This window comes from Acinetobacter sp. FDAARGOS_494 (assembly GCF_003812225.1).
GTDB classification, from domain to species: domain Bacteria; phylum Pseudomonadota; class Gammaproteobacteria; order Pseudomonadales; family Moraxellaceae; genus Acinetobacter; species Acinetobacter baumannii.
Window position 1 is genome coordinate 3794390 of the sequence record NZ_CP033866.1, and the last position, 24702, is coordinate 3819091.

The window sequence follows — 24702 nt, forward strand, 5'->3', positions numbered from 1 at the left end:
TAAGGAGAAATAACATGAGCTACCAGAAACTCAGCCGTGACCAGATTGCGCAACTTGTGGCACAAGATATTCCCGATGGAGCCTATGTGAACTTGGGCATTGGCTTACCGACCAAGATTGCCAGCTACTTACCTGCTGACAAAGATGTCTTCCTACATTCTGAAAATGGCCTGTTGGCTTTTGGCCCACCACCAGCTGCAGGTGAAGAAGACCCTGAACTGATTAATGCGGGTAAAGAGTTTGTGACCATGCTTGAAGGCGGCAGCTTTTTCCACCATGGAGACTCCTTTGCCATGATGCGTGGTGGTCACCTTGATATTGCGGTGCTTGGGGCATTTCAGGTGGCAGCCAATGGTGACTTGGCGAACTGGCACACGGGTGCACCGGATGCGATTCCTGCGGTAGGTGGTGCAATGGATTTGGCAGTTGGTGCCAAGAAAGTATTTATCACTACAGACCACATCACCAAGCAAGGTGAGCCGAAGATTGTCGCTGAGCTCACTTATCCGGTAACGGGTAAACACTGTGTTGACCGTATTTACACTGACCTGTGTGTGATTGATGTGACCAAAGACGGTTTAAAGGTGATTGAGAAAGTGGAAGGTCTTAGCTTTGATGAGTTACAGGCTTTAACCGGTGCAACTTTGATTGATGCGACTCAAGGGTAAGGTTTACACAACAAACACCTATTACACAGCATTCACTATCGTGACAGGCGACATGGATGTCGCCCGTTGGACAGGGAGGCATGGAAGCCTCCTCTGTTCAACAAAGGTTTTTGTTACTTTTGACCTTTCAAAAGTAAGGTATCGCTTATACAACAGACCTATGGATATCACAATAAATTACAGCTGTGATGTTATTCGTTGATATGAAAATTTATAAAGCATCACAACGGAGTCTTATCTGTTTAAGTCAGGTACCACCAGCTAATTCGTGTCACTTTTTTTAAAAAGTAACCAAAAACCTTTGTTACTCAGGCACAACCTCCCTGTTGTGCTGAGCAACGAGGCGACATCCATGTCGCCACCGTGAAATACCTACGGAGAATGGCTAAAAAGGCCTGAAGTAAAGGACAAAAGTTAGAATGAAAAACGCTTATATCATCGATGCCATCCGTACTCCATTCGGCCGTTATGCCGGTGGTCTTGCACCTGTCCGTGCCGATGACCTTGGCGCTGTGCCGATTAAAGCCCTCATGCAGCGTAACCCTAGGGTAGATTGGGAACAGGTCGATGATGTGATCTATGGTTGTGCTAACCAAGCCGGTGAAGACAACCGTAATGTCGGCCGTATGTCAGCACTGCTTGCGGGTTTACCTTATCAGGTGCCGGCAACCACTATTAACCGTTTATGCGGTTCATCACTCGATGCCATTGCCATTGCTGCCCGTGCCATTAAAGCAGGTGAAGCGAACTTGGTGATTGCAGGTGGTGTGGAAAGCATGAGCCGTGCACCCTATGTGATGGGTAAGTCTGACAATGCTTTTGGCCGTAGCCAGAAGATTGAAGACACCACCATGGGTTGGCGCTTCATTAACCCAAAACTTAAAGAATTGTATGGTGTAGACACCATGCCCCAGACTGCCGAAAACGTGGCTGAACAGTTTAACGTCAATCGTGCAGATCAGGACCAGTTTGCCTTGGTGAGCCAACAACGCACCGCAAGCGCGCAAGCCAGAGGCTTTTTTTCTAAAGAAATTGTGGCAGTTGAAATCCCTCAGCGTAAGGGCGATGCTGTTGTGATTGATACCGATGAACATCCACGTGCATCGACCACCCTTGAAGGTTTAAGCAAACTTAAACCAGTTGTGAAAGCAGATGGCACAGTTACTGCGGGCAATGCTTCAGGCATCAACGATGGCGCAGCAGCTCTACTGATTGCTTCTGATGAAGCAGTTCAGGCTTACAACCTCAAACCACGTGCCAAGATCATTGCTTCAACAGCGGTGGGTGTAGAACCACGCATTATGGGTTTTGCTCCAGCACCCGCCATTAAAAAATTACTCAAACAAGTCAACCTGACTTTAGAGCAGATGGATGTAATTGAGCTTAACGAAGCCTTTGCTGCACAGGCTTTGGCAGTGACCCGTGATTTAGGTTTGCCAGACAACTCTGACAAGGTCAATCCAAACGGTGGAGCAATTGCATTAGGTCATCCACTGGGTGCCTCGGGTGCACGTCTTGTGACTACAGCCTTAAACCAGCTTGAGCAAACAGGCGGCCGTTATGCCTTGTGTTCAATGTGTATTGGGGTGGGTCAAGGCATTGCTTTGATTATTGAACGTGTTGAAGCACTTTAAGGAGAAACAAATGCCATCTTTTCAATCTGCTGATGCACAAATCAACTATCAAACCTTTGGCGAGCCATCTTCCCCTGCTCTGGTGTTTTCCAATTCTTTGGGCACCAACTATGGCATGTGGCAAAAACAGTTTAATGAGTTAAAAGATCAATTTTTTGTGATCTGCTATGACACTCGTGGTCACGGTTCATCATCTACGCCTGACGGTCCATATACTGTAGAGCAATTAGGTGAAGATGTTGTCCGTTTACTGGATCATCTGAATATTAGCAAAGCTGCTTTTTGTGGTATTTCAATGGGTGGTTTAACAGGTCAATGGCTTGCGATTCACTGCCCTAACCGTTTTAGTCATATCATTGTGGCAAATACTGCTGCTAAAATTGGTCAAGAGCAGGCATGGCTTGACCGTGCAAAATTAGTACGTGAGCAAGGTTTACAGCCAATCGCAGCCACAGCAGCTTCGCGATGGTTTACAGATCCCTTTATCCAAAGTCATCCTTCTATTGTCAACAACCTGTGTAACGACTTAAGTGCTGGCAGCGCAATGGGTTATGCCAATTGTTGTGAGGCTTTGGCTAAAGCGGATGTCCGTGAGCAGTTAAAAGACATCAAAATTCCAGTATTATTGATTGCTGGAACCCAAGACCCTGTAACAACCGTTGCAGATGGTCAATTTATGCAGCAACGCATCCCACAAGCAAAAATTGCAGAAATAAATGCCTCTCATATTTCTAATGTCGAGCAACCCGAAGCTTTTAATAAAATCTTAAAAGATTTTTTATTGGGCTAAATTCGTCTTCTATAAAACTCATTCATTTCAAAAAAAGGCCTATAACGGCCTTTTTTATTCTCTCAAAATAGAAAATTAAATAACTTGTTCGAGAAGGTATAAATATATACCTCAAATGTAATGGAAAATTACATGGATAAATAACAGTATTTTAAATTCATGAACAGGGCTTGTTCATCTGTGACGTGAATCTAAGAAGATTCTTAAATCGCTCACTTCTATTCATAATGAAAGTAAGGATATCTAAATTGAACATATCTATGCTGAACTCTCGGCCTCACCCTACACGCCCTTTAATTAAATATGGAACATTACTTTTAGGTGCGCTTTTAGCGGGTTGTAATTCCTCATCAAGTTTAGACCCCACACCGACACAAAAGCAGATCACAATTAAGCGCGATAAATTCGGTACACCACATGTATATGCAAATGATACCTATGGACTTTTTTACGGCTATGGATATTCGGTAGCGACTGATCGATTATTCCAGATGGAAATGTCAAAACGTACAGGACAAGGTACGGTTGCTGAGGTCCTCGGCCCCGACTATCTTCAATATGATATTGCGACACATAGTCGTTTTGACCCAGAAAATATTAAGCAACAACTCGCTGCACTCTCACCAGAAGACCGAGCAATTTTTGAAGGTTATGCCGCAGGTTTTAATAAGCGTGTTAAAGAGGTTTTAGCAGATCCAGCTCTTATGCCTAAAGAGTTCACAGATCATGATTTTAAACCATCAACATGGCAACCAGAAGATATTGCTATGGTTTGGGTGGGCTTAATTTTAAATCGCTTCTTTTCAGCAAGTTCGGAAGTAACAAATTTAGATTTACTCACGCAACTGCAAAAAGAAAAAGGTCAAGAAGAAGGCCTTAAAGTCTATCAACAATTACGTTGGCTAGATGACCCAAGTGCCCCAACTATTATTCAATCTGCACAAAAAACTCAGCTTTTAGCACATCAACAACAAATACTTAAAGACATTAGCCCTATTTCAAACAAGGCAGCCAAAACCTATTTAGCTCAAGCTCGCATTGCTTTAGGCAAAAGTGTGGTAGATGGTGTACCTACCGCCAGTAATGCATGGGTATTAAAAGGTGATAAGACTATTGAAGGCCAAGCAGTTTTATATAATGGCCCACAGCAAGGATGGTATACACCAGCAATTACCTACGCTATTGGTTTACATGGTGCTGGCTATAATTTGACAGGTATAACTCCAGTTGGCTTGCCTGCAATTTTATTTGGAACTAATGGCAAAATCGCATGGGGTTCGACGGTAGGTTCACTTGATACTAACGATGTTTATCAACTTACCCTAAATCCAAGTAATTCAAAAGAATATTTATATAAAGGGGTTTATATTCCATTTGAACACAAGCAAGTAAAAATAAAAGTTAAGAATCAAGCCGACCATGTTTTAGATGTTTATAAGAGTAAACAAGGTTTTGTAAGTACATGGGATGAAAATAACCATACGGCCTATGCACAAAAACGTAGCTGGGAAGGTGTAGAAATTGAAACCTTATTAGGATGGGCAAATGCAGCGAAAGCCTCAAATTGGGATGAGTTTCTTGCTCAAGCCAAACGTGTCGCGGCCTCTATCACTTGGTTCTATGCCGATACTAAAGATAATATCGGTGTGGCTGCTTTAGGCCGTTTACCTATTCGCCCTGAAAACCAGCATATTCAGCTTCCAGCTAAAGGTGATGGTTCAATGGAGTGGCAAGGTTTTTATGACTTCTCACACAACCCTAAAGAATACAATCCGCAAAAAGGTTATGTCACAAGCTGGAATAACAAAGCCTATGCAGGTTTACGCTCAGATTCGTCAAACTTTTCTTATGTAGATCGGGTGAATGAACTAATTGAACCTTTAGAAAGTAAAGCAAAACTGAGTCAGCAAGAAATTTGGGAAATTAATAAAACGGCTGCATGGTCTGATTTAAATGCGCGTTATTTTGTTCCTTATATGGTCAAAGCTGCACAAAGTCCTAAGGCAACACCGTTAGCTAAAAAAGTCGCTCCCTTACTTGCCAGTTGGGATCTTAAATTACGCCCTGATAGCGAGGCGAAATATTATCAAGGTGCAGCACCAGCAATTACGCGTACATGGCTTAATCAAATGATTGAACTGGTACTCAAACCAAACCTTTCAGAAAATATTTATAAGCGTTATACCGATACGCTTTATCCGGTAAATAATGATCCACGAAGTGCACAGCCAGCGAGTGCATCGAAATTAATCTGGAATGCACTGCAAGGAAAACAGGCAAGCGTTCCTCAGAATGTTGATTTCTTAAAAGGACAAACAGCAGATGAAGTCGTATTAAAAGCTTTAGAAAATGCGCTGACTGAACTTTCAAATCAATATCACTCTACCGACCCGAACGACTGGAAAATTCCGGTGGCAACCATGGGTTTTTCCAGCAAAAATTCGGTAGGCATTCCTTGGGCTGATCCATCACATGAACAACACCTTAGTACTTATGGAAATACAGGAAGTGCTACTTTTAGAGTGGTCTTAAATCCAAATCAAGTTACCATGTGTTCGATTTTGGCCCCAGGACAAAGTGGTTTTATCAATCAAAATGGAAAACCTGATGCCCACTTTGCAGATCAGCTCTCTTTATTTGAAAGTTATAAATGTAAAGATGATGCAGTGAGTCAAAAAGAAATCGACCAATCAACTCAACAAAGCATCACTTTAAACTACTAACTTTTTAGCCCAATTTTTATGTTAAAAGACTGAGGTTTGTTATTTATAAAATGACAAACCTCTTTATTAGTTTAATACCGAATCATGACCGATTTTAATTCGGTGTAATCTTCAATAAAGGCATCTGAAAACTCTCTGCCAATTCCCGAAGCTTTTACCCCACCAAATGGAACTGATGGATCTAAGAATGTATGCATATTGACCCACAAGGTACCTGCTTCAATTTTAGGAATTAAACCTAAAGCTTTAGATAAGTCATTTGTCCAAATACTTGCGGTTAAACCAAAGCGTGACTGATTCATCAGTTGAATGAGCTCTTCATCAGTTTCGAATGGCATTACTCCGACCACTGGACCAAAAGTTTCTTCTGAAAATAAAGGATCATCCGTATTTTTAAAGGAAATTAAAGTCGGTTGTACAAAATATCCGGTCTGATCTAAAGCCTCACCACCAGCAATAATCTGATTGTTGGCTTTAGCCATATCTAAATAATGTTTCACTTTATGAAAATGTGGCTGATTAGAGAGTGGACCAAACATACTTCCTTCATCCATAGCCGATCCAATTTTAAACTGCGAAAGTGCTTTCGAGAGTTTCCCGACAAGTTCATCATATTTTGTACGGTGTACAAAAAAACGCTCTGGGGATGCACAAACTTGCCCCTGATGCACAAAAGTTGCTTGCAATAAAGTCGGTAAAATCTCATCAATATTTGCATCGGCCAAAACAGCTATGGCATTTTTACCACCCAGCTCCAGACTTACCCGAGTTAAATCACTACTCATTGCAAGTTTACCGATGGCAATACCTGTTGGTACTGAACCTGTAAACGAGACTTTCTTAACGAGCGGCGACTCAATTAAATATTGTCCTGTCTCCCCCTTACCCGTAACTACGTTAATTACACCCGCTGGAATACCTGCCTCAATCGCAAGTTCAGCTAAACGTAATAAAGATAAGCTGGCAAACTCACTTGGTTTAAGCACAATGGTACAGCCAGTTGTCAAAGCTGAACCGATTTTCCAAACGCCAATCATGAGTGAGAAATTCCAAGGCACAATCCCTGCAACCACGCCAATTGGTTGTCTTAAAGTAAAGGCCGTATATTTTTCTCCTTGCATAGAAGGAATAGAGGGTTGAATGGTTTGACCATTAATTTTAGTTGCCCAACCCGCAAAATATCTTAAGAAAATAACGGATTGTGCAACTTCAAGATGACGGGAAATATTGATAAGCTTTCCTGTAGACAACGTCTCGAGCTGTGCAAGTTCTTCACCATGTTGTTCAATTAAATCTGCCAACTTATTTAGTTTAACGCCACGTTCATACGGCGTAGTTTCAGCCCAAGCATTTTGAAAAGCATGTTCAGCACTCTTAACGGCGCTTGCGACATCTTGTTGACTACCAATACTAATTTGAGCAACCACTTGTTCAGTCGACGGATTAACAATATCCACTTTATCTAAAAGCTCGGCAGCAACTAACTTTCCATCAATAAAATGTCCATGTTGACGTGCCATAAATTGCTGCACGCTTTGTAAAATCTGAACTTCACTCATTTTATTTCTCTCAATTCATTTAAAGGATCTATTAATAGATGTATTGCAAAATTAACTGCGCATAGACATTGGTTTTGTCATCGTAGTTTTGAGTACCGCCACTATGGATATCGTGTTTTGGTTTATAAAGTCCCACTAAAGGAATAACGTTGAATTTTTTATTGACCGACCAAACCGAGAATACATCCAGCTCATGTCCATCCACATTGGCTAAGGACTTATTTACTGTTTTGAACTTATAAGCCAAAGCACCCAACATAAAATTTTCTTTCAAATTCATCATGTAAGAGACTTGATGAATATCTGCATTTTTATTGAATGGACCAGCATAGTTTCCGGCAACCTCCCCCTGAAACCACGTACCGAACCCGACCGTATTTCCATAAAACATAGGGTCATATTGGTCTGAAAAATGACTAAAACGGTAGCCTAATGAAGGCGTATATTTTGAAGATAAAAAGTTATAGTTCAGCGCTAAGTAGCCAGCATTTTCTTGGCCATCTTTTTTATCTTGAACTACAAACTCAGTTTTAACTTGCAGTTCTGGTAAAGGTTGATAATTCAAACGTAAAGCATAATTTTTAAGATCTTCGCGCCCTGAAACGTGTTCAGCATCTGTAAGATCTAATACGTTTAAATAGGTAAACCCAACGCCCTTATCTTTAAGCTGATACATCAGATCAGTCACAAATAGTTCAGGTGAAAATTGTGCTTTATTGTCTGACTTTAAATAAGCCAGCTTTAGCGTTGTATTCTCTTGCGGTTTATATTGAAGCAAACTTGTAAAATCAAAGCTTCGACGAGCTGCCAGATAATATGCGCCGCCCCGATCTAGTGTGCCATCCGCAGGCGCTTTTCCAAGGTTTAATGCATCACCCGCAATAAAGAACCCATCACCAATCATGATATTTTGCCGGCCAATACTTAAATCATAAGTCTTCAACTCATCTTTATTAGTACCGTCTTTAAAACCAATGACCCATTCATTCACATCTGTTTTACGTTCTTTGCCATTACTGTTTTGGCCTGCGTCACCATCACCAAATGTGGCCGAACTAATACCACTCAAACTTGCATAGAGCTGATTGCTTTTAAAGGTGTATTGTCCTTTAGCACCATATTTAAGATGGCCTTCTTGCCAATTGATTCTTTCATCATGTAGGTTTTCGCCGTTATAGCTTTTACCACTACTAAAAGCTCCAAAAGTTGCTTCAAATGTTGGCTTAATTTCTAGCTCACTAGCATGCACAGTTGAAAAAAATGAGACAAAGAAAGTCCCTCTCATAACCTGAGAAAATAAATTTTTCATTGAGAAATTCCTTTTTGCGAACGGCCTAACCGTGCTCAGATATGGGTAATTTATTCGTTACCCATCCTCGTCATGTTGGTCTTTAGTGATGGTCGTGCTGCGTGCTTTGCTCTTCTTCACCCAAGTTTAAAGTCGGGGTGTTGTCAAAGAAGTTCCAAGGTTTGATTAGGGTATAAACCCATTCTGTCGGCATAATTGGCCATTCTTCAGCACGTGCCACATGGGTTGTGCCTGTTGTCATCCACACCACAAGGTCTTTATTTTCAATATTTTCATTGTTGCCAATGAATTGTCCTAACCCTGTGTCATGAGTCGAACGGTTTGAATATTTCCCTTCAGGATAGCGTTCATCTGGATTGTATTGAGTCACCCAAATTTGCTTATCCATAAAGTTCAAACGTTTAAATAACCATTCATCTTTAGAAAAATTGGCTCCTTTTGCCACAGGGTGTGTTCCACCTGCAAATGGAATTAATTGGTAAGAAACTGGATTACCTAATTTATTTTCCTTGTTGAAATTCGTGAGTAAGCGAATCGTAGATGGGTCAAATTTTTCAGCCGCATTTTGCTCATTCGTAATGACTTTACTATCAATTTGCATTGAGCTTGTACGAACACCGCCTTTGTCATTGGCTTTCACCACTGGGTCCATATGCATAAAGCTGTTGTTTTCCCCATCTACATCCATGTCTAAGCGGAAGTTATAGATGTGCTGATGCGTTGTACCCACAATATTATGGTCAATTAAAGTTCCATATTTGGTGTCTTCTTTGGCAGTACTGTCATGCATGGTGCGTGCTTTAACACCTTTAACAGCTTCAATACCCGTTGCACCCGCATTAATTCCAATTACACCATTTTGGGAAAATACCCAGTCAAACATGTAATCGTAGTTTCCAACTGTACTAATCCAGCGCACGACAAGTTCACGGCGTGCTTCACTGGCATCCTGATTGCCAAAAATTTCGTGATGTTTATATTCAGGTCCTGCATAACGTTCAAACACAGCAATGGCATTTGGAATCACTTGTGGCTGGCCTTTATAGTCTGCAATCACGGCATCAAGTAAAACTGCATTGTCGGGTGCATCTGTTCCCGGAAGAATAGATGAGGTAAGTGTTCCCATCCCATATTCGCCAGAGTCCAAATAAGATTTGAAGTACCAACCAATATCAGGGTCACCGTATGGAACTACCATTCCACCCAAGTTCCCTTCATACATGACTTTACGCTTTACGCCCTTATCTTTATAAGTCACAGTTGAAAGCTGCAAGCCGACACGAGAATCTAACGCCACATGCAAACACCAGTTGCCCCAATGTATGGTTTGGCCAGTAATACTAAAGTTCTTACCCTCAGGTTCAATAATATTGAGTGGTTTTAGCTTACTTGCTACGGGCTTATTCGACATATAAGGTCGATTTGCCATTGGCACAGGAATGATTGCGCCTTCTTCAATCTTGATAATTTTTTCTTTATCTAAATCGACTACAGCAACTAGGTTCTCAATAGGATGTGCCCAGTAGTTCCCATCTCCTACATCGAGGTAAGCAACGACTTTTAATATATTGAGTTGTTTATCCAGACCATCTTTACCGCCAAAATATCCAACAGTTAGCGGAGTAGCAATCACTTTCTTCACATCAGTAATGCCACGTTTGCGTAACGCATCTTGATATTCTTTACTTGTCTCAATTACACGTTGTACAGCTTCAAAATTATCTAGCAGCACCATACCGTGAGTATCTTTAAGTACATTCCATTTTGTGACTTGTTGAGTATTAAGATTAACTTCACCTTCAATCGCTTGATTGCCCTTTAATAAAATAAATGAGGCAATACGATCTTCTTTAAAATCTTTATGATTAATAAAGTAATCCCATACTTTGGCTTTTTCAGGTTCTTTAAGCTTTAACTCGGCAAAACGCATATTTTTATAGGCGTATTTCGAGCGATTAATCACATCAAAGGTCTTTTTGATTTCGTCAGAATTTAAGCTATTGAGCGGGTGAAAGGTATTTTCAATTTTGAAAGTTTGATCTAACCCCGACTGGAAGACTTCATTAAAAAAATCTTTTCCAATAACAGGCTTACCATCCTTAATTAATAAAGGCACGCTGAGTTTGAAAGGCTTGCCATTCACCAAAACCTGATCTGAATTGGGTTTGGCCCGAACTACCATAGAACCTTTGGTGATCATATAAGTATTGGTAAAATCGTCTTTGACAACTTTAGCGCCTTGCTCACTCATGTTTTGATAAAGTGAGACCATTTCGGCCTTTCCACCATGCGCAAACGCTTGAGTATTAAGTCCCCAAAAGCTTGCAGCGATTGATAAGTTAAGTGCCAGTATTTTTTGTATGTCATTCAATAATCGTTGTTTACGCATTGGTTTCATCCTTTTCATCTATCCCTGAACTATCTGAATCAGACAGTTAAAATGCACTTTCCTGTGAGTGAAATTCATTAGACCAACTTAATAGTTTTATGGTTATTAAGCTTATCTAACCTGCTCTAATGAATTTAATTTCAACACAGTTACATAGGGCTAGCTTGTTCAAGAATGACGTCGAATTTGTCTAAAAATGACATTGAGAGATGAAAATTTAAACTGACATACCCTCTCTAAATTCTTTAGGAGAGATACCATAGGTCTTTTTAAAGATCTTTGAAAAATGAGCACCGTCCCAAAAACCCCACTTCAAGGCAATTTGGGTAATCGAGCTTTGTTTGTTTCTTTTATCGAGTAAATCTGCCTTGACTTTTTCTAGGCGTTTGAGCTGTATATATTTGTTAATAGATAAATTTTCTTGAAGGAACAAACGGTAGAGATGACGTAGAGATACCCCAATATGCTCTGCAATTAATTTAGGTGTTAAATCTGGTTTTGCTAAGTTTTCTATGATATAGCGCTCGGCTTTTTCCATTAGATTATTTGGGCTATTAATATTTTTATAATTGATTGTGGGTTTGATTAAAGCAATCAGCGCATCTTCAAAAGCATTACCATCTTCCGTTGCATACCAAAGTTTGATGTTTTCAGCAGACATATTTTTCAAAATATTCTTGAGTAAAAAACCACTCATATTTTGCGTAATCAGTTTTCCAAAATATTCGGTACTAATATTTTCTTTAAGTAATTTTTCACGCGACAGGTGCACTGAAATCTGACTCACCAAACCTTGCGGATACATCGAAATAGTTTCGACCGGGTCTACCAACACAATATCGCCTTCATTCAGACTTAGAGTCTCATTCTTATACTCGAGCAGCATTTTTCCCGAATACTGCAAAATCAAAAAACAAAAACGATTATTTACTCGATCAATTTCATCGGCTTTTCGGACAATTTTATTGGCATTATTTTTAATAAAAGCAATTTCGGTATCGCCCAATAAAAAGCACTGAACCTCACCAATGAATAAATTACGGGTTCCATCAAAATCGGTTTCAAAATTGCCGCACACATTTTTAATATGGTGCGTCCATGTGAGTAATGCATCACTTACATATTGGTTCATCCCTTACCTCTCTATACATGTGCCACCGCTCAAGATTTTGCGCTTGTGGTGGTGCACTGTCTTGGCATATTTGCAATCATGTTTTATTGATAAACAAATTGTGTGCCAAAAATTCCTTATCCGTGGAATTGTTTTGATGATAGTCAGCTAGATGTAAAGAAGCTGATAAATCAATTCAATTTATCAGCTTAATGGGGCTTATGCTACTCCCGCAAAATCTCGCAGCATGGTAATAAAAATATCCTTTTGCTCATCAGAATATTTTTTAAACACCTCATTTTGATGGCTATCGGCAATATCAAATAAATACTGCGCCGTTTGTTTGCCTTTCTCGGTCAGGGCGTACAAATTATCGTGATCGACCAATAATCCTTCAAATTTTAGAATTTCAGCCGACCTTTCAACTTCTTGCATTGGCATAGCAATATCTCGCGGTAAATCTTCTTTACTTGAGGCAGTACCACTGGCCAAAACGAGCAAAAGACGTGATTCACTTGTCCGGAAACCCGAAGCCATTTGCTTAGGAATATAGTCGGTTTGATAAGCTTTAAAAGCACGACTCATTAAGTAGCAGACATTATTATATAAGTGCCCATAATGTGTTTGGTCTACGCTGCTCTGTTCAGTTTGCTTAACTTGAAGGCTTGGATGCGGCATGACACAAGAATATGCACCTTGATGGTAAACCAGCGGGCTTCGGCCTTGGTCATGGAAACGAACCACTTTACCAATAATAATCCAGTGGTCACCCCCTTCGATCACTTGATAACGTTCGCACTCAAACACCGCAGAACAATTTTCTAAAATAGGTGCGCGTCCTGCGCCAAGTTGAAAATTGGTGTCGGTAAATTTATCAATATTGCGTCTCGAAAACCTATTAGACAGCTCAATTTGCGTACCCGATAAAATATTGACTGCAAAATGTGTCGCTTCTTCAAACACGGAAAAGCTTGAAGACTTTTTATCAATGCTCCACAAAATAAGTGGTGGATCGAGTGATACCGAGTTAAAACTATTTGCGGTTACACCGACTTTCTCACCTTGTGCATTTTGTGCAGTCACAATGGTAACGCCTGTTGCAAAATTTCCTAATGCTCGTCGAAACTGTAGTGGATCGACCGTAAACTCATCTATTTGTTGTAATACATTCATCATCTTTCTCCTAAACCTTCTCTTACATCCATATAAATCGCGAGAGCATTAGATATCTAAAACTAATCTCGGTGTTTTAGAGCGTGAACAGCACACTAATATTTGCTCATTGCTGGCCTTTTCTTCGTCAGTAAAATAAACATCTCGATGATCAGGTTCGCCTTCAATCACATCGCACATGCAGGTTCCACATACGCCTTGCTCGCAAGACATCTCAATCTCGATGCCTTCTTTAGCCAAAGCCTGCAAAATGGTTTCGCCAGCTTCGACCATAATGATTTTTCCGCTACGCTCAGCCACCACCTCAAATGAATCTCCCGAGGTGTCAGTTTCGACTTGGAAATACTCTTTGTGGATTTGCTGCTCAGGAAAATCGTGAGTTGTGGCGAGATTAATCACCCAATCCATGAAACCGACTGGACCACAGGTATAAATATGACTTTCAGGATCAATATCTTTAATGGCAGATTCAAAAAATGCTCTGTGACTTGCACCTTCGGATTTAAAATGGAAAGTTGTGTATTGTGCTAACACACCATTTTTAATTTCATCAACAAAAGCACATTTTTCAGGGCTAGCACCACAGTAGTGAAGCTCAAATGATGCACCTTCATGTGCAAGTTGATATGCCATCGTAATTAACGGCGTAATCCCGATTCCACCGCCAATCAACACACTGTGCTTGGCTTTTAAAAGTGGGAATAAGTTTTTCGGCTCACTGACCTGAATTTGCATCCCATCTTTAATTTCATCAAATGCAGAAATCGAGCCACCACGTGATTCAGGGTCACGTAAGATTCCAAGGCGAAACTTTCCTTCGTCATTTGGATTTTGGCAAAGCGAATATTGGCGCACCATACCATTCGGTAAGTGCACATCAATATGTGCACCGGGTTCAACCTTTGGTAATGCAGCAGAAGTTGCAGATTCAAACTCCATAACTGCAATATTTCCACCTTCCACATGGCGATTTTTAACGACAACATCATAAAGTGTAGTCATGATTTAACTCCCTTTTCATGCCTAAGCTTGTGGCTTAGCGCATGAATAAACCACCGTTAATATCCCATGTTGCACCAGTCACAAAACTCGCATTTGGACTCGCAAGCAACCCACAAGTTTCAGCAATAAAATGCATACTTCCTAAGGCTTTAACCGGAATATTCTGGATGAACTGTTCCATTTTTTCGTCTGGCACCACACTATGAACGATCGGTGACTCCATCGGTCCCGGTGCAATCGCATTGACCGTAACACCTTTTGCCGCAAACTCTTTGGCAAAAATTTTGGTTAACGTCACAATGGCCCCTTTGGTTGCCGCGTAGTGTGCACCCGTTGCAGTACCGCCGTTTTGTCCCGCTAAAGACGCCATATTAATGATGCGTCCATAACCTTTTTTGGCCATGTATTGACCAATAATTTGACAAGCCTGAAAGGTGCCGCGTTGGTTAACTTGGGTCACCCAATCAAAATCGGCTGCGGTAATTTCTAATACAGGCGTTGCTTTGGTGACGGTGGCATTGTTAATTAACACATCAAGTTTAGAAAATTTCTCTTCAATCCATTGCACCGCTGCATGAAAATCTGCCTCGACCGAAATATCCAGCTTTAAAGGAAATATATTTTGGGCATACTGACTTTGTGCCTTAGCATTTTCGGCTTTTTCAAGCGTACTGGCTGACAAAATCACTTGATGACCTTGGCTCGCAAAATATTCAGCAATCACATTACCGAGTCCAGAAGCAGCACCTGTCACTAAAACAACCTGTTTCATGTTACCGCTCCTAAAGAATGTAGCTAATACCAGCCAAGGTATCGGTTGAGTTAACCAAGTTGATGATTTTACGGTTAATCTTAAAGCCAGTATCGGCATCACGGGTTAGATGGTACGTAATATCTGCCGTGTAATGCTTGAGGTTTTCTTTACGGAATTCACGTAAATTTTGAGCACAGCGTAAAACGATTTCATCATCTTGATCTTGAATCACTCGTACTCGCGAAATGCTGCGTACCGTATTCGCCTTTGGTGCCGTAGAAATTGCCTCACCATTTTCAAGACGCTCTACCCGTAACTTACGCATATGATTATCGTCATAGGCATAATTTAAGTTGTTTTCGTAGTCTGTGAGATTCGGGTCAATCGGAATGATATAAATGCCCTTTTCATTCCATAAATTGAGCCATTCACGGTATTCACTGTGGTCTAACATATCTGCTTCAGCCCAGATGAAAGCAGTGACTTCATTTAATAATTGCAGATTCATATTCATTGCTCTCTCCTTAAGCTGTCATCATCTTTTTCCACTGCTGATATGCTGCACGCATACCTGTTTCAGCACTGACATCACTTTTTAAGCCATCTTCGGTTTTGACTTCGCCCGGTAAACCGCGGTTCAACATGATCCATAAATCATTACCCGCATTGGCACCGTGTTGCACGCGTTCCCAAGCTTCAGAGTCATCTGGCGTACCAAAACCAAATGGGCCTTGGAAATGTTCATGCAAACGTAAGCGATATTGATTGGCAATTTGTGGACCGCCGTCCATGGTAATCACCGAGTGATGAATTTCTGTTTCAGCAACTGAAATTGGCTGTAACACACGGAAGAACGCCATTGAGCATGCAATATTCGGAAATAAATTTAAGTTAAAGCCAGAACCACCCACTGCTCGAACAATACGGCGTACTTCTAACTCTTCATGCCCTTCGTCACGCAAAGCTTGAGCCAAGTCTTCGAAACGCTCTTGAATTGGTCGCTCCATTAAGTCTTCTTCTAAATTGACCAGTTCAGGAATCATCACCATGACACTGTGACCATTACCTAAGTCTTCAACAAAGCCCGGCTGGTTTTCGAAGTTAAAGAGTTCTTCGGTTTTTTCATCTACAGAACTTAAGAATGACTTATGTACCAACGGGAAGTGATATGCATCGGTGGTATTTTCAAGCTGGATTTTCCAGTTACCCGGGAAACGGAAACGGTGTTCACCCAACACTTTAATTGGATAACCTGCGCCTTGTTTCATAAACAGGTCAATCCATTTTTTCGCAGGCCCAAGAAACTCTTCAAGCGGTTGAATGTCTTCTTTAAATGAAGCGAAGATCATGCCGTTATATTCTTCTACCCGTAGACTCACCAGCGGTAATTCTGACTTATCTAAACAATCGCCGTAACTTTCCGGAGATGGCACACCACGTAAACTGCCATCAAGTGCATAGCTCCAACCGTGGTACGGGCATACAAAACTGTTAGTTTTTCCTTTTTTATGTTCACATACGGTTGCTGCGCGGTGACGGCAACGGTTTAAAAGTACATGGACTTTCTTTTTACGGTCACGCACCACTACAACAGGCTGTTTACCGATATTAATGGTTTTATAGCTTCCGGCTTCTGGAATTTCGCTAGCATGCGCAACCCACACCCAAGTGCTATAAAAGATTTTTTCCATTTCTTCATCAAAAATGCGTTCATCTTTATAAAGAGAAGTATGGGCACGGTCACTTTTAACTAAAGCATCGTAATCAATGCCAATGTTATGCGTTGGGATAATACTGTTCATATCAATAGTCCTTTTAAATATGTCCTGGGTCATTCCTGGGAAGGTACCGGCAACTCGGCTTCACTGTGCCAATGCGATACCGGACGACTGAAAATATTCTGTGTTTGGAAATGTTTAATTTTCCATGTTCCATCTGCTTGCTTCTGAAACTTCACCTTGAGCTTTGCTGCATTTAGATGACTACGGCCATCTTGAAAAGTTGAGGTTTGCAACATCAGCCATAAAGCATTTGCATCATTTTGATTTACATAAATTTGTTCTGAATTTACAAAGTGTGCATTCATGACAAAGTGAGATTCTTTTTGTGTATAGCGTTTGAACATGTCATAAATCGACTGCCAAGAATCATAACGACCAAAAGATTTGGAATATTTATCGCCAATACCTTCCCAAATACAGTCTTGATCAAAAAGATTCATCAACTCATAAAGATCTGTATTTGCATTGAGCTCGTCGCAGATTTCCATATAACGATTTATGCAGTTACGGATAGCATTGTGTGCTTCCAACCGTTCTAGCAGTTCTATAATTTCTGCAATATTCACTTTGTCAGTCATTGCGGTCGCCCTAACGTTGAATAATCAATTCACGCCCAACACGAGCTTCAACTTTGCAATATTTCCAAAGTTTGTATGGCCCTTCACCCACCACGGTCGTTCTAAACAAGTTACAAGCTGCATGTACTGTCTCAATATCCGGAACATCTGCAAGCAAATAAGTGGTCCAAGGCCAGCCCGTACTTGCACCCACCATGCTTTGGTCATCATCAAGATTCCCAAAAACATGCACACCAGGTAGGTCATGAATGCCATTCCACATTTCACCAAATGCTGCCCAAACCGCTTTTGCTTCAGCAGGTTCTGCATCAAAAAAGTTCTGGTTAATACCCATGCAAAACAACACGCGTAATGGTTTTTTAGCTTCCATCTCAATATTCCTTTTTCAAAATTTAAACTTATAGATAACCTGGGGTTGGCTTTAATCCGAAACTGACTAAACCTGCATTTTGTAAAGTTGCATCACCCATAAAGGCATGTTGGGTCACCACGTTGGTGTCATTTACAAAACGGCTAAATGGATTGTTGGTATAAATCGCTGTCATACCCGCAAGCATTTGCATTTTTCGGGTGACTTTGGCGCAAACTCGCGCTGCATGGGTACATGCCAAACGCATATCACTAATTTGTTCAGCAGTTGCTTCACGACCAGCAATAATCTCATTCCACACAATATCCATGGTTTGATAAAACCAAGACTTTGCCGCCTGAAACTCTGCATCAGCTTGAGCAAACTCATATTGAGTCACTGGGCGGTTTGCAATTTCTGATCCACCCGTAATAGATGCTTTACCCGGTGCTAATTTTTCAAATTCTTCTAATGCGGCAGCTGCAACCCCAATACCCACCACGGTTAATACTTGAGTCGCTAAAGACAGTGATGGATATTTAAAAAATGGCTCGCTGAGTTTTGAAGGTTCGCCACGTACAAAGGTCCATTTCTTTTCGACCAATACATCTTCAACCACCAAATCATGGCTTCCGGTACCTTTTAGGCCAACAGTGTCCCATGTCATTTCGATTTTGGCTTTGTTGGCAGGCATCACTGCCATGCGTGGTAAACCTTGCATTTCATTATTTTTAAGGGGTGAAATTCCCACGCCAACAATGTCAGCGCCCATACAACCACTTGAGAATTTCCAGCGTCCGCGCACCACCACACCTTCATCGGTAATTTCGGCAGGCTGCGGCGGAAAAATACCTCCGGCAAATACGACATCTGGCCCGTTTTGGTATAACTCTTTAAGCGTTTCTTCCGGCAAACTTCCTAAATACGCGGGGCTCATACCGAAACTTGCCACCCAACCCACTGAACCGTCAGCTTTAGATAAAGTTTCGATCAACTCACAAAACTGCCGCGGTGACCATTCTTCACCACCAAAACGTTTAGGCACTAAGGCACGATAAACACCAATTTTTTTAAGTTTTTCGATAATGTCTTGGCTCACATAGGCCTGATTATCAAATTCACCTGCACAGGCACGCTCACGAATTTCTTGGCACAAAGCATCTAAGTCAACTGCTTTGTCTTGAGAAGCAAACTCCATTTTAGACAACTTATTCATCATCTAACTCCTTGTAATTTATTGCATTGCATCAACACAAAATTTAGCTATTGCACATAATTGCTCATCTTTTTGATGCTTTGATACGATCTGTAAGCCCACAGGCAAACCTTCACTGGTTTCAAGTGGCACTGAAATAGCTGGATGGCCTGATAAATTAAATGGTCGAACTAAACCGGTTAGGTTCAAAAAAGCGACCGTGTTTTCAGCTTCAGAAACTTTTGGTGGAATTTGTGGAAGTGTCGGCAGAACCAATGCGTCATATTTTTCTAATAAAGCATCGAGTTCCTCTGTCAGTTGTGCTTTCACAACTTCTGCTTGTTTTACTTGCTCTAAAGTGGTTTGGGCTGCTTTTAATAAACGATTATTTACATCAGAACCAATTAAGCCTGTTTGGGTTAACTCACCAAAAGCTTGCCAGTTTTCATAGTTAATAATCTGCATGCCTGCATCATAAGCTGCTTCAAAATGTTCAACTTTTTCTAAAACGGTCTCTAAATTCGCTTTTTGAAGTGCTTGATAAATACAGTTCCAAACAACCTCATCTGCTTTGACATTGAGCAGCGCAAGTTTTGGTGTACGAGTGCATTCAGCCGGCTTAAAAGTTGGATCAATAATTTGCATAGCTTTTTCAATCATCTCGACTGAATTTGCAAAAGGACCAACGCAATCCAAAGAACTTGACGGCGGGTATACGCCTTCGCGACTTACCCGACCAAAAGTCGGTTTTAAACCAAAAACTCCGCAGCACGCAGCGGGCATACGGATAGAGCCGCCCGTGTCGGTGCCTAGAGTAAAGTCAGCTTGTTTTGCTGCAACTGCCGCGGCTGAACCACTTGAAGAGCCGCCCGGAATAAGTTCAGGATATTTAGGATTGATAGGTGTACCAAAAGCATGGTTAATGCCCGTAATTCCAAAAGCCAATTCGTGCAAATTTGTCTTGCCAATAATTTCGCAATCAGCTTTTAAGATGTTTTTAACCACCTCTGCATCATCGTGCGCAGGTTCAACTTCTAATAAAGCTTTACTGCCAGCAATGGTTTTTAGTCCTTGAATATCAATTGTGTCCTTCACCATCACCTTAAGTTTGCCGCTTCCTTTTTGCACACTTTGGCTAATAATATTCATTCACTTTTCCATGTATTTTTATCCATTAATTAAAATATCAGAAAATTTAATGGAATTGTCAAGTAATTTTTCTAATGTGTGTTCAAGGAAATATGCAAAATTTTGTTTATAATAGAATTACCCTTTTTTTACTAAGTTATTGCTTAGCTATGCTTGATCATTTAGAACAATTTCTTCCCAATAAAGAACCGTCGAGTATTCAAAACTTCCCCTTTTTTTGGATTTCCCAAGTTAATGGTAAATATTCACAACTTATTGAAAAATCTATAAAGAAACTTGGCATTGATAATACTCGCCGCAAAATTATTTTAAGCACTAATGCGCTTGGGGAAGCCAGTATCACTGACATTGCCAATCTTTCTACTTTAAAACTCACCACAGCAACAAAGGCTGTATATCGTTTGGTAGAAGATGGAATTGTGGAAGTCTACTCTTCTACCGCTGATGAACGGATTTCGATGGTGAAATTAACGGCCAAAGGTGTTGAGCTGGTTGAACAGATTAACCAAATTAGTGTGGTTACCTTAGCGGGGATCCTCAATGCTTTTTCAGAAGATGAACTGCATAATCTAAATCATCAGTTAAAAAAATTATTTGATCTCATGCCATCAAGTTAATTATTTCCATCGACACTAAATTAACTTGGCTCTAGAGCAGTTAAAGCTAGTCTTTCTTTAGCTGCTCACTATAAAAAATCCAATATAAATAATAAAATTTATTAAATTCAAATATTTATAACAGTTAAACCCTCCCAATAGCTCACTTAACATACTTTTTAGGTATCTAAACATACTCAACAAGTAATGGAATTTTACATATAAAAAGAAAATAATAATTCAATAATTTAGTCAGCATTACTATTTCCGTTTGTGTTAAGTCACCTTCTCCAAGGCCCCTTACCAAACCAAATTCAATCATTTCTAGCCGTTTCATTATTCATTTCAAATGGGGACGTATCAAAAATTTTGAGGATGAATAGAAGCTAGAGATCAATTTCTTTAAAGCGTTTTATACATAAGGATTAAGTGTATGAACCAAAGTAATATCGCTGTTGAAAGGACACAAAAGAAAACCAATGCATATGCATGGTATGTGGTCATACTTTGTATGTTGGCCTATATTTTTTCATTTATTGACCGTCAAATTCTAGCGTTGATGATTGAACCCATCAAAGCAGACCTTCAACTTTCAGATACTCAATTTAGCTTGTTACATGGCCTTGCCTTTTCACTATTCTACGCTGTGATGGGCTTACCATTAGCCTATATTGCCGACCGTTTTTCCCGACCAAAATTGATTTCAATCGGGATTATTGTCTGGAGCTTAGCAACAGCAACTTGCGGTTTAAGTAAAAACTTTATTCAACTATTCCTAAGCCGTATGGCTGTGGGCGTTGGTGAAGCAGCTTTATCTCCAGCGGCCTATTCAATGTTTAGTGACATGTTCAGTAAAGACAAACTAGGCCGCGCGGTCGGGATCTATTCAATTGGTGCTTTCTTAGGTGGAGGTATCGCCTTTTTAGTTGGCGGTTACGTGATTAACCTGCTTAAAGGCGTGACACTCATTGAAGTTCCTTTATTAGGTGCACTCAAGGCATGGCAAATTGCCTTTTTAGTGGTGGGGTTACCCGGCATTATTATTGGTTTGCTATTTATTTTGACAGTTAAAGATCCTGCACGTAAAGGACAGCAGCTCAACCAAAGCGGACAAGTTGACCAAGTTAAATTCACGCAGTGCCTTCAGTTTATCAAGAAACATGCAAAAACATTTGCTTGTCACTATTTAGGTTTTACCTTTTATGCAATGGCACTCTACAGTCTGACTAGTTGGACACCAGCATTTTATATTCGTAAGTTTCAACTCGCGCCGACTGAAACAGGCTATATGCTCGGCACTATATTGCTAGTTGCAAATACTTTAGGCGTGTTTTGTGCAGGATGGCTAAACGACTGGTTTATTAAAAAAGGACGCCAAGATGCACCGATGTTCACGGGTGTGATTGGTATTGTTGGCCTGATTATTCCAATTGCATTTTTTACCCAAACAGATCAACTCTGGCTTTCAGTAACTTTGCTCATTCCTGCAATGTTCTTTGCCTCCTTCCCACTTGTGATTTCAGCAACAGCATTGCAAATGTTAGCACCGAACCAATTTAGAGCACGCCTTTCTGCCCTATTCCTTTTGGTAAGTAACTTAATTGGACTAGGTGTTGGTACAACATTAGTCGCAATTATTACAGATAAGTTTTTTGGCAATCCATTAATGGTGGGTTCTTCTTTATCTATTGTGGGTGGTTTGTCCTGTGTACTGGCTTTGGCTCTACTTTTTAAAGGCTGTAAATCCTTTAGTGAAAGCATGAAGCTTGAAAAATTACATTAATTGAAGCAACAGCCACTTATAAAAACAGGAGTTCCCTTTAAACAATTTAGGGAACACCACACCAATATTTCACAATACGTAATGCCGAGGACTGGCATATATCTTGGAAATGGATTATGGAATTATTTCACCGTTTTAAACCACACACTTTAGCTGTTGCCACTTTATTTATTATGTGCAGCAGTTCTTGGGCTGCAAATCCAAATCAGCAAACTGAAGATGAGTGGAAATTCACTTTAAAAAATGCCTATATCAATCGTGATTTTGATAATGACGTCCTTAAAGATACCGGTAGTTGGTCTCAGGCAGCATCTTTATTTTATAAATCGAAAATGCATGACACTCCACTAGTCATAGCAGATAAACCTATTACGATTGGAGCTGACGCTTCCGTTCAATACGCCGTACGTTTGAGTTCAGACAAACATGTCGCAGATACTGTTTTGCCTTTTAATAAAGAAACGCAATCTCAAGCATCTGACTATCTAAAATACGGCGCGACTTTAAAAATAGGTTATGACAAAACACTTTTAAGTGTTGGTGAACTCTGGCTAGATTTACCTGTAACGGCGGTTGATGCTAGCCGCCAGTTACTCACCTCGTATTGGGGAACCAATCTTAAATCACAACTTTCAGATCAACTTTACGCAGAAATTGGCCGTGTGGAAAAAGTCTCGCCACGAAATGAAGAAGATTTTAAAAAGTTTTCGTTCACAGCAAATGGAATGACCAAAGAATCTGATGGCTTAAATTATATTGACCTGCGCTATCAGTTTACGCCGTCTTTGAAGGGCGAATACTATTTTGGTAATTTAGAAGATCTCTACAATAAACACTATGTAGGGCTTGAGCATACGTGGAAACAACCAACTTTTGCCCTGACCTCCAAATTTAAATACTTTAATGCGAAAGATGACGGCAATACCTTTGATATTGATGCCCAGAACATTGGTTTACTTGAAACAGTTAAAATAAAAAACCATACCTTTGGTTTGGGTTACCAACAAATTATTGGTGAGTCGGCTTACCCGCTACCAGATGGCTTCTTACCAGAAACTTATTTCATTAACTGGAATGCCACAGGCTTTTTCAAAGAAGATGAAAAGTCCTACCATGTCATGTATGGCTATGACTTTAAAGATTACGTTCCGGGCTTAAACGCAATGGTGAAATATGTTTACGGTCATGACTTTAAAGCAGCTAATGGTGAGAAAAACCACGAAACTGAGTCTAATGTGATTTTAAACTATACATTTCAGCAGCCGCTCTTAAAAGGCTTTGCCCTGCAATATATTCGTATTGACTACAACGTTAAACACGGCAATGACTTTGGCGAAGACCGTTTATTCGTCAATTACACCAAAAAATTCTAAATAAAAATTACCCCCTAATTTTAGGGGGTAATTTTTTATCCTAATTTATTAACCAATCTCAAAGGTAAAACCTTCATGGCAATACTCATTGGTAACCACGGCCACTGCGGTACATAAGCTTTTACAGGTTGTTTTTCGATCGCTTTGACTAAAGCTTTACACCCTGTTTTGGCGTCGACTTCAAAAGGTAGATGTTTAGCACCTTCATTCATTTCAGTTCGGATGTAACCTGGGAAAATGGTTGAGACTTTAATTGGAGTATCTAGTAATTCAGCACGAATACCCTCGGCCAAGTGAGCAACTGCAGCTTTACTCGCCGCATAGGTCGATAAATGTTTTGGTAACCCACGCATCGCACTCATGGATGACATCACCACCAAATGACCTGCATTTTGCGCTCTAAAAATTTCAATCGCTGCCTCACACTGTGCTAAAGCAGAGATAAAGTTTGTTTCGGCCGTAGCTCTGTTAATTTCAAAATTACCTTTACCAATACGGCGACCATTTCCGACTCCGGCATTTACAATAATACGGTCTAAATAGCCAAATTCTTGTTTAAAGGCACGAAAAACTTCAAAAACCTGATCGTAATTGGTAACGTCCAGACTTTTTGCAATCACCTTAATACCGTACTGATTTTCTAGTTCGGTTTTTAAAGTCTCTAATCGGTCTAAACGGCGTGCACAAATCGCCAAGTTATAACCTTTCGCTGCAAATTCATGCGCCATACCTGCGCCTAAACCAGAACTTGCACCTGTAATTAAAATTGTCTTTGCCATGCTTTTA

The 24702-nt window shown here is 40.4% G+C and carries 21 protein-coding genes; 7 read left to right on the top strand and 14 right to left on the bottom strand.

The genetic code is table 11. The features are described 5' to 3' along the window. The first annotated feature begins 14 nt into the window (after positions 1–14). The 4 genes from EG365_RS18450 (at position 15) to EG365_RS18465 (ending at position 5815) form a co-directional block, all read left to right on the top strand. Entirely contained in the window at positions 15–668 is a 654-nt protein-coding gene (locus EG365_RS18450; protein ID WP_000121776.1) for a 3-oxoacid CoA-transferase subunit B, read from the top strand. A 419-nt stretch (positions 669–1087) separates the two neighbouring features. Further along, complete coding sequence (gene pcaF / locus EG365_RS18455) at positions 1088–2302, top strand: 3-oxoadipyl-CoA thiolase (RefSeq protein WP_000786460.1); 1215 nt, start codon at positions 1088–1090, stop codon at positions 2300–2302. Positions 2303–2312: 10 nt separating this feature from the next. Further along, positions 2313–3092: a 3-oxoadipate enol-lactonase gene (pcaD, locus tag EG365_RS18460; protein ID WP_001138972.1), complete on the top strand. Its 780-nt coding sequence runs from the start codon at positions 2313–2315 to the stop codon at positions 3090–3092. Between the two features lie 260 nt (positions 3093–3352). Continuing rightward, positions 3353–5815, top strand: a complete 2463-nt coding sequence (locus EG365_RS18465) for a penicillin acylase family protein (protein WP_000935122.1) — start codon at positions 3353–3355, stop codon at positions 5813–5815. 71 nt (positions 5816–5886) lie between these two features. On the opposite strand, the gene EG365_RS18470 is transcribed toward EG365_RS18465, so the two are convergent. The 13 genes from EG365_RS18470 to EG365_RS18530 form a co-directional block, all read right to left on the bottom strand. After that, the gene (locus EG365_RS18470) at positions 5887–7374 is read right to left on the bottom strand and encodes an NAD-dependent phenylacetaldehyde dehydrogenase (protein ID WP_000005752.1); all 1488 of its coding nucleotides are present in this window, start codon (positions 7372–7374) and stop codon (positions 5887–5889) included. 31 nt (positions 7375–7405) lie between these two features. Beyond that, positions 7406–8623, bottom strand: coding sequence for a hypothetical protein (locus tag EG365_RS18475; protein ID WP_002000891.1), 1218 nt, complete (start codon positions 8621–8623; stop codon positions 7406–7408). Positions 8624–8765: 142 nt separating this feature from the next. Then, a complete protein-coding gene (gene tynA / locus EG365_RS18480) occupies positions 8766–11081 on the bottom strand; it encodes a primary-amine oxidase (protein ID WP_002000896.1) in 2316 nt (771 codons plus the stop codon). A gap of 208 nt (positions 11082–11289) precedes the next feature. Further along, complete coding sequence (feaR, locus tag EG365_RS18485; RefSeq protein ID WP_001077862.1) at positions 11290–12204, bottom strand: transcriptional regulator FeaR; 915 nt, start codon at positions 12202–12204, stop codon at positions 11290–11292. Between the two features lie 198 nt (positions 12205–12402). Then, positions 12403–13359: a p-hydroxyphenylacetate 3-hydroxylase reductase component gene (locus tag EG365_RS18490; protein WP_001989499.1), complete on the bottom strand. Its 957-nt coding sequence runs from the start codon at positions 13357–13359 to the stop codon at positions 12403–12405. Positions 13360–13404: 45 nt separating this feature from the next. Continuing rightward, entirely contained in the window at positions 13405–14358 is a 954-nt protein-coding gene (locus EG365_RS18495; protein WP_000210288.1) for a PDR/VanB family oxidoreductase, read from the bottom strand. A 34-nt stretch (positions 14359–14392) separates the two neighbouring features. After that, a complete protein-coding gene (locus EG365_RS18500) occupies positions 14393–15130 on the bottom strand; it encodes an SDR family NAD(P)-dependent oxidoreductase (protein ID WP_000815900.1) in 738 nt (245 codons plus the stop codon). Between the two features lie 10 nt (positions 15131–15140). Beyond that, positions 15141–15626 carry an aromatic-ring-hydroxylating dioxygenase subunit beta gene (locus tag EG365_RS18505; protein WP_001056936.1) on the bottom strand — a complete coding sequence of 162 codons (486 nt, stop codon included), beginning with the start codon at positions 15624–15626 and terminating at the stop codon, positions 15141–15143. Between the two features lie 10 nt (positions 15627–15636). Next, entirely contained in the window at positions 15637–16914 is a 1278-nt protein-coding gene (locus EG365_RS18510; RefSeq protein ID WP_001084467.1) for an aromatic ring-hydroxylating oxygenase subunit alpha, read from the bottom strand. A 29-nt stretch (positions 16915–16943) separates the two neighbouring features. After that, positions 16944–17471 carry a nuclear transport factor 2 family protein gene (locus EG365_RS18515; protein WP_000130492.1) on the bottom strand — a complete coding sequence of 176 codons (528 nt, stop codon included), beginning with the start codon at positions 17469–17471 and terminating at the stop codon, positions 16944–16946. A 10-nt stretch (positions 17472–17481) separates the two neighbouring features. Beyond that, on the bottom strand, positions 17482–17841 hold the full coding sequence (locus EG365_RS18520) for a hypothetical protein (protein ID WP_000387550.1): 360 nt from the start codon (positions 17839–17841) through the stop codon (positions 17482–17484). Between the two features lie 28 nt (positions 17842–17869). Further along, the gene (locus EG365_RS18525) at positions 17870–19018 is read right to left on the bottom strand and encodes an acyl-CoA dehydrogenase family protein (protein WP_060706136.1); all 1149 of its coding nucleotides are present in this window, start codon (positions 19016–19018) and stop codon (positions 17870–17872) included. 36 nt (positions 19019–19054) lie between these two features. Beyond that, on the bottom strand, positions 19055–20164 hold the full coding sequence (locus EG365_RS18530) for an amidase (RefSeq protein WP_001021606.1): 1110 nt from the start codon (positions 20162–20164) through the stop codon (positions 19055–19057). A gap of 149 nt (positions 20165–20313) precedes the next feature. Here EG365_RS18530 and EG365_RS18535 point away from each other — a divergent pair, with 149 nt between their 5' ends. From EG365_RS18535 to EG365_RS18545, 3 genes are all read left to right on the top strand, one after another. Continuing rightward, complete coding sequence (locus tag EG365_RS18535; protein ID WP_000884019.1) at positions 20314–20781, top strand: MarR family winged helix-turn-helix transcriptional regulator; 468 nt, start codon at positions 20314–20316, stop codon at positions 20779–20781. 412 nt (positions 20782–21193) lie between these two features. After that, positions 21194–22543, top strand: a complete 1350-nt coding sequence (locus EG365_RS18540) for a spinster family MFS transporter (RefSeq protein ID WP_001076617.1) — start codon at positions 21194–21196, stop codon at positions 22541–22543. Positions 22544–22659: 116 nt separating this feature from the next. Next, the gene (locus EG365_RS18545) at positions 22660–23916 is read left to right on the top strand and encodes an OprD family outer membrane porin (protein WP_000418541.1); all 1257 of its coding nucleotides are present in this window, start codon (positions 22660–22662) and stop codon (positions 23914–23916) included. A 35-nt stretch (positions 23917–23951) separates the two neighbouring features. Here EG365_RS18545 and EG365_RS18550 read toward each other — a convergent pair whose 3' ends face one another. Next, positions 23952–24695: an SDR family oxidoreductase gene (locus EG365_RS18550; RefSeq protein ID WP_001140456.1), complete on the bottom strand. Its 744-nt coding sequence runs from the start codon at positions 24693–24695 to the stop codon at positions 23952–23954. Positions 24696–24702: the final 7 nt, after the last annotated feature.